The sequence below is a fragment of the Peptidiphaga sp. genome (assembly GCF_057238965.1).
This window is the reverse complement of record NZ_DBHHEV010000109.1, coordinates 1-7,082: the sequence shown is the minus strand read 5'-3', so window position 1 is coordinate 7,082 and position 7,082 is coordinate 1. Positions and strand designations below refer to the sequence as shown.

At 65.5% G+C, this 7,082-nt stretch carries 3 protein-coding genes; 1 reads left to right on the top strand and 2 read right to left on the bottom strand.

Going from position 1 to position 7,082, the window contains the following annotated elements; genetic code table 11:
• Both serA and ACO48X_RS10215 read right to left on the bottom strand, forming a co-directional pair.
• The coding region (serA, locus tag ACO48X_RS10220; RefSeq protein ID WP_485001985.1) for a phosphoglycerate dehydrogenase at positions 1-1,119 on the bottom strand (1,119 nt) is incomplete at its 3' end.
• Positions 1,120-1,319: 200 nt separating this feature from the next.
• Positions 1,320-3,563, bottom strand: coding sequence for a HelD family protein (locus tag ACO48X_RS10215; RefSeq protein WP_485001984.1), 2,244 nt, complete (start codon positions 3,561-3,563; stop codon positions 1,320-1,322).
• 227 nt (positions 3,564-3,790) lie between these two features.
• Here ACO48X_RS10215 and ACO48X_RS10210 point away from each other — a divergent pair.
• Positions 3,791-7,082, top strand: a 3,292-nt coding sequence (locus ACO48X_RS10210) for a PAC2 family protein (protein WP_485001983.1), incomplete at its 3' end; no start/stop codon positions are given.

Here is a 7,082-nt window from a genome sequence, read left to right as displayed (position 1 = left end):
GGTGACCATGTATCCGATTTCGCCTGATGTGACGAGCGTTTGTGCATCGATGTTGGCGTCGGCCGCGGCGAAAATGCTGTTGACGTGGGCGAGCGCGCCCGGTGTGTTCGAGTGGATCCAGGTCACGCGATGCCGAGCCGAGGGCGCGGGCGAAGCGTCGACCTCGGGCATGTTCACGGAGAGGCCGGTCAGGCCCTTCCGCCAGTAAGAGACGAGCTTTTCGGCCACGAAAGAGCCGATGGACTCCTGCGCCTCGATCGTCGAGCCCCCGATGTGAGGCGTGAGAATGACGTTGTCGAGGCCTGCGAGCGAGCAGGAAAAAGGGTCGCCGTTTGCGTTGGGCTCGTGAGGGAACACGTCGATCCCGGCGCCGCTCAAGCTTCTGTCCGTCAACCGCTCCCGCACCGCGTCCAGGTCCACGACGGAGCCGCGCGAAAGATTGATGAGAATCGCGCCCTCCTTCATCGCCATGACTCGGTCCCGCCCGAAAAATCCGGCATTCGACGCGCGTCCGTCGATGTGAATCGAGACGATGTCCGCCCGTTCCAGGAGCTGGCTCAGGCTGCGCATGCGCACGGCGTTGCCGATCGCGAGCCTTTCGGCGACGTCGTAGAAGAGCACGGACATGCCGAGCGCTTCCGCGATGATGCCAAGTTGGGTGCCGATGGAGCCGTAGCCGACGATTCCGAGGGTCTTTCCCCTAACCTCGTGCGCGCCGGAGGCGGTTTTCTCCCACACGCCGGATTGAAGGGCGTTGTTCTTGTCCGTCAGATGGCGCGTGAGGGCGATGGCCTCTGCTATGGCGAGCTCGACCACGGAACGCGTGTTGGCGTACGGCGCGTTGAACACGGCGATGCCTGCTTCGTTGGCGGCGGAGACGTCGATCTGGTTCGTTCCGATGCAGAAGGCGCCGATGGCAGTCAGATGGGGGCTCGCATCGAGCACCCTGCGGGTGAGGTTGGTCTTTGAGCGGATGCCCACCATGTCGACGTCGCTGAGCGCCTCGATCAGCTCGTCGCCTTGGACGGCGCCGGAAACGCGGCGAACCTCTATGCCGTACTTGACGAAAACCGAGTCCGCAGACGCGTGCGGGGATTCTAGGAGGAGGACTCGTGGCATCTTGCCTTCCTTGTGATGAAATGTGTGCCGAAGACAAACCGTACAGCAGATCGGATGGAAAATGAGGATTGTCCGCGATTCGGGCCGATTGCAACTTGAAGCGATCGTCTCTGAAGGAGCCAGGCACCCCGGGCCGGATGCGCGGCGTCGGCCCGCGCTGCGTCGGCCTGTCCGGCGCGGCCCGCGGCCCTCGCGCGACGTCAAGCCATTCCGGCGGGAAGCTCGCCCGAATAGAGAACGTCGAGGCGGCGGGTGGGGCGGGTCATCGCAACATAAAGATTGCCGGGGCCTTCGGCCAGCACGCGCGAGGGCTCGACCAGCACGACGGCGTCGTACTCCAAGCCCTTGGCCTCGACTGCGGACAAGACGCCTATGCGCGCCAAGCCGGCGGAGTCGGCCTTCACGTACCCGGCCAGCCCGGGGTCCCCGGACAGCGCCTCCGCGACGCCGTCGCGCAGGTCGGAGGGGACGATGACCGCCAGCGTTCCCTCGCCCGGACCATAGTCTTCGTCCAACCAAGCGCGGCGCTCCTTGACCGATCGGACGACGGCGCCCTCTCGCCCGTCCGCCTCGATCGCAGTGAAGGCGAGGCAGTCGGGAAGGTCGCGCGCGGCCTCGACGGGCAGCACGGAAACGCCCGCCGCAGCGAGGGTCCGCCCGGCCGAGCGGAGGATCGTCGCCGGAGTCCTGTAGGAGACCGTGAGATTCTCGATCCGAGCGCTCGATCCGAGCCGTCCGAGGATGCTCGTCCAGCCGCCTGAGGGCGAGCCGTCCGGACGCTGGTCGAGGTCGCCGACGACCGTCATCGACCTCGTCGGACACCGGCGGGCGAGCATCTCCCACTGCATTGGAGAAAGCTCCTGCGCCTCGTCGACCACGATATGCCCGTAGGTCCATGTTCGATCCGAGGATGCGCGGTCAGCAAGGCTTGACTGCGGCCCAGAGCCGGCTGCGCGCTCGGTCAGCTGTTCGAGGTTGACGATGCCGCCGCCGAGGTTCATCGAATTCATCGTTTCCTTGACGTACTCGGAAAGCTCGGCGTCGCGCGCCTGCGCGGCGGCTCGTTGGCGCTTCTCGAAGTCGGTGCGGAAGGGTCCGAGGCATTCGGCGAGCTCGTCGAGGATGGGGATGTCGGCGGCCGTGATCGGGCTGCCTTTCGGCCGGCTAACCGCCTCGATCTCCTCGGGCGAAAGCTCGGGGGCGCACATGGCGAGCAGGCGCGGGCGCGCGTAAAGCCGTTCGAGCAGCTGAACGGGAGAGGAAGGCAGCCATCTAAGATTGACTTCGCGCCGAGCCTCACGCGAGGAGACGACCTCGTCGACTATCCAGCCGGCGTCCTCCAGTGCCATTTCTTTGTGTGCGGCCACTTGGTTTGCGAGCTCTTCGACGAGGATCCTCGCGTACGTTTCACGGGCCTCGTTGTGGGGCCGCCCCCCGCGCCGAGCGCGCTGCTGCGCAGCCTCAACCTGCGAGGGCGTGAGGGTCACGGGGCTCGAGTCGATTGTGAAGGAGACAGGGCGATCGAGCGGGCGTTCGAGGACGTTTCGCACGGCGTTCGCGGCGATGGTCCGCCAGACCGGCGAGCCTTTGATACGCGCGGCTTGCGCGGTGTCGGCCCCCGTCGCCTCGACGCCGGGAAGCAGCCCGGTCACCGTCGTCGAAACGATGTCGGACTCGCCCAGGCTCGGAAGGACTTGGTCGATGTACCGCAGGAACACGGGGGAGGGGCCCACGATGAGAACGCCCGAACGGGAAAGCCGTTCGCGTTGGGTGTAAAGAAGGTAGGCTGCGCGGTGGAGCGCGACCGCCGTCTTGCCCGCGCCCGGCCCTCCCTGGACGACGAGTATTCCGTTCGAATCGGCCCGAATGATTCGATCCTGCTCGGCCTGAATCGTGGCGACAATGTCGCTCATCTTTCCGTCGCGGGCCGTCGCCATCGCCGCCATCAGGGCTCCTTCACCGGTGAGGTTGAGGTCGGTCAGCCCCTCGGAGGCTTCGGCGTCGAGCAGTTCGTCCGCCACGCCGACGACGTCGCGCATCCGCGTCTGAATGTGCCTGCGGCGAACGACTTCGCCGGGCTCGGCCGCAGTGGCCCGGTAAAAAGGCTCGGCCTGCGGGGTCCGCCAGTCGAGGAGAATGATCTCCTGGTCCTCGTCCTTGAGGCCGATGCGCCCGATGTGCTCTGTTTCGCCGTCTGTGAAGTCGAGGCGCCCCATGACCAGGCGATTCTCGACGTTGCGCAAACGTATGAGATTGTCCTCGTAATGGGTCGCGAAGGAGTCGCGCTCGGAGAGGGCGCCTGCGCTTTCGTGGCCCTGTTGCGCTCGAACTTCGCGCAGACGTTCGGAGTAGGCCTCGCGTTGGCGGTCGAGCGCGGCATACGCCGTCTCGACGAAGTCTTGCTCGTCGGCGATTGCGCGCGAACGCGCGGATAACTCACCCATGGACAGTCCTGAAACGGGGAAAATCGACCACACAATTATCGGCCACGGGGGCCGTCGAAGCTAATCAGCGCGCCCTGTCGCAGTCAAAAAACGATGGGTAGTATTACCACGTCGAAACCGTTGAACGCCGGAGTGTCGGGAATAACAGGGCATGCAGAAGGGCCCGTTCGGAGAGTCGAAGCGGCGGGGAGGCTTATGGCAAAGTAGAGGGCGAGGAGAGGAGACACATGGGGCACTTCGTATCGTTTCCAGAGGCCGAGGGGCCTGAGCGCGTCGAGCGTTTGGTTCTCAATTTGGTGGATCCGGCCGTAGACGCCGGTGCCGTCGGCCAGCTGATATCGCTGTCGCTCAGTCCGCTTGACGGCGGGGCCGCCGCATTGTTCAACTCCGATCCGCTCATCGACTATCGATCTCAGCGGCCGCTTATGAACTACAAGGACGGTCGGCTAGTCGACATGCGCCGCAGCGGAATCGTCCTTTCGCATGCGAGCGACGTCGAGGGCCAGCCCTTCCTGCATTTGCACGGCGCCGAGCCCGATTTTCAATGGGACGCGCTGCTGGCGGACATGATCGACATCATCGAGAAGTTCGGTGTGAAGTCGACCTTCTCCTTCACGGCCGTCCCTTCGGCCACTCCTCACACGAGGCCGGCCGACATGGTCGTGCGCACGGCCGACAAGCGCGAGGACCAGGTGTTTGAGGCGGACTTCTGGTTCACCGCCGGTTTCGCCGACTATGTCGAGTTCCATACGGCGAAGCTGGGCATTTCGCATACGAATGTCGCCGTTCGCGTTCCCGTCTATCTGGCCGGCGATCGTTATTTCACCGGGGCCGCCGGAGCACTCGGGCTGACGTCCTCGCTCAGCGGGCTCTACTTCCCTTTGGGCGATCTGGAACAGGCCGCAGCCGAAGAGGTCGAAGCCTACTCTTCGGCCATCGAGGGCAACGAGGAACTGGCCCAATTCATCGACAAGCTCGAGAAAGACTACGACGCCAACGGCTCCGTGCGCGGATACGTCACCGCGCCCAAGCCGGAAATGCGAGTCCCCACCGTGGACGAAATCGGCCGCGCCGCCGAGCAGTTCCTCGCGGGAGTCTCCTCGCCGCGCGCCTCGGCCTCGGAAAAGACCTTCGATCCGCAGGGACTGTTGCGGAAGATGGAGCGCTACCAGGGTTTTCTTCCCGGCGAGCACGGAGTGGGCGAAGGGCCCGCGTTCGACGTCTCGGCCATGAGAAGCCAGCAAGCCGGGGGTGGCGCCGAGGCGTACGAACGCCCCGCGGACGATGACGGGGACAGCCGCGACGCCGCCGAAAAGGCCGACGACGTCGCAACCGATGCGCCGGAGGCCGAGCGCTCCGAGGGCGCTGCGGAAAGCGTCGCCGAGCTTGCTGAAGTCTCGGCCGTCGGCGAGAGCGAAGCAGACGTCGCGGACGGCGACGCCGAAGCCGCAGTGAGCGAGTCGGGCGCCGCCGACGCTTTCGAGCCTGAAGATGCGGACGTCGCCGGATCCGAAGAAGGCGCCGCTGATGCCGTCGAAGGCGAGGCCGTTGCCGAGGCGGGCTTCGCCGTCGGCCTTAAAGGCGACGAGGGCTTTTCGGCCGTCTCCGAGGAAACTGGGAACGGTCCGAAGGACGCCGCAGTCGCGGACGGCGCCGTTGAATCGTACGTTTCGGCTGAATCGGACGGTGCCGCCGAATCACACGTTCCGCCTGAAACCGATGACTCACGCTACCGCTCCGACGCCGCAGCGGGCTTTGGCGAAGCCGAGGCCGTTCGCGGGGAATCGGATCTGGAAGTTGGCGACGAATCGAATTTGGAAGCCGATGACGAAACGGATCTGCGGGAGGACGCATCGAGTCTGGGCGACGATCCCCACGGAGCTTCCAAACGTGAGGACCAAAAGGAGGCCGTGCAGGCCGACGTCGAAGCTGACGACGCAGGCGAATTCGGGAGCGCCGCTGAAGCCGGGGAAGGCGACGCGGGCGATGCCCGCGGACGCGAGGCTCACGCCGTCGACGAGGCCGATCTAGACAGCGAAAACGGCGGTCTCAACGAGCAAACCCAGTCCTACGAGCACGTAAACATCGAGGAGCTTGCCGAATCTTATGAGAACGTCGGCGTCGAGGAGCTTGCCGAAGCCGAGGAAACGGCCGGCGCGGGCGAGCGCTGGGCCGTCGACGAACTCGCGGGCACTGAGGATGCCCGAGCGTCTGTCAGGGTAGAGGACGCGAAAGAACTGGCGGGCGTCGAGGACCCGCAAGAATCGGACGGCGTCGAAGACTCTCGGGAGCCGGCCGGCGTTGAGGGCCGGCGTGAGCTTAGCGGCATCCAGGAGGCCCGGGACCTCAACGGCATTGAAAGCGCGGAAAAGTCCGCCGACAACGAACCCGGCGAAGTCCTCGATCCGGGCGAGACTCTCGAGCCGCTCTCGGCTTTGGGGCGCATCAAGGCGTTTTTGAAGAATTTGCCGGACGTTCCGGATCCCTCCGAGCAAAACGGGGATCCCGGCGAAGTTTTGGATCCCGCGGAGACTCTCGAGCCGCTTTCGGCTTCGGGGTACATCGACGTCGCCGCGATCGAAAGCTCCGGATGGAACGAAAGCTCCGGATGGAACGCCCCCGAAAACCATGTGCAAGATTTGGGCGAAAACGGCGACCTCGGCAAGGACGCCGAAGACGCGGCGGACGACGGCGTCGGCTTGGACGCCGACGACCTCGGCGACCTCGGCGGCGAAGACCCGGCCGTCGGCGTCGAGGCCTCCGCTGCCGAGGCTGAAGCGGATGCCGGCCTTCTCATCACGGAATCGGAAGTCATCGAGTCGATGATGGGGGATTCCGCCGAGCAGCCTTCCGACATGGAAGGCGTAACGGCTGAAAGCGCTGCGGAGCACGTGTCCGTGGTCGATGCGGCCTTGGCGGACAGCGCGATGGCCGGGCCGCCGAGCGGGGCGAGCTCGGTTGAGGGGCCCGAGGCTTGGGAGCAGCCCAACGAGCTTGAACCTCCTGTTTCATTTGACTCCGTCGGCTCGTTCGAATCTGCCGGTTCCTTCGACTCGTCCGCCCCCCTCGAATCGTCAAGCGCGTTCGAAGGGCCGAACGGCCCGCCCGCGAGCGGGGAAGGCTCGCCCCGCGAATTCGAAGGTGTGTCTTTCACAACGGGCGACGGAGGCCAGGCGGTCGGATACGAAGCCGACCCGTCCGAGGAGGGCTTCATCCCCTCCGGCGTCCAGGGCGGCGACATCGACGCATGGCCAGTCCGAGGCTGGGACGAAGCTCTCGGATTCGGACGCGAGAGCAATGCCGTCGTTCCTCAGGAGGACGCGAATGCGTCCCACGACATCGTCTTCGCTCCCCACGTTTTCGGCGCCGCGCTGTCCGCGGGGGACACTCCCAGACACTCCGCGCTCGAACGGATGCAGACCCTCGTGTTGAAAGATTCCCCCGAAGCGGAAGCCCTGGCCGAGGCATCGAGCGAAAGGGCCGAACAGAAGGCTCCGGCTGCGGAGGCCGACGACGCTC

Excerpts from the sequence above, each read along its gene's own strand:
- ACO48X_RS10215 (WP_485001984.1), bottom strand. The coding sequence starts at position 3,563 with ATGGGTGAGTTATCCGCGCGTTCGCGCGCAATCGCCGACGAGCAAGAC.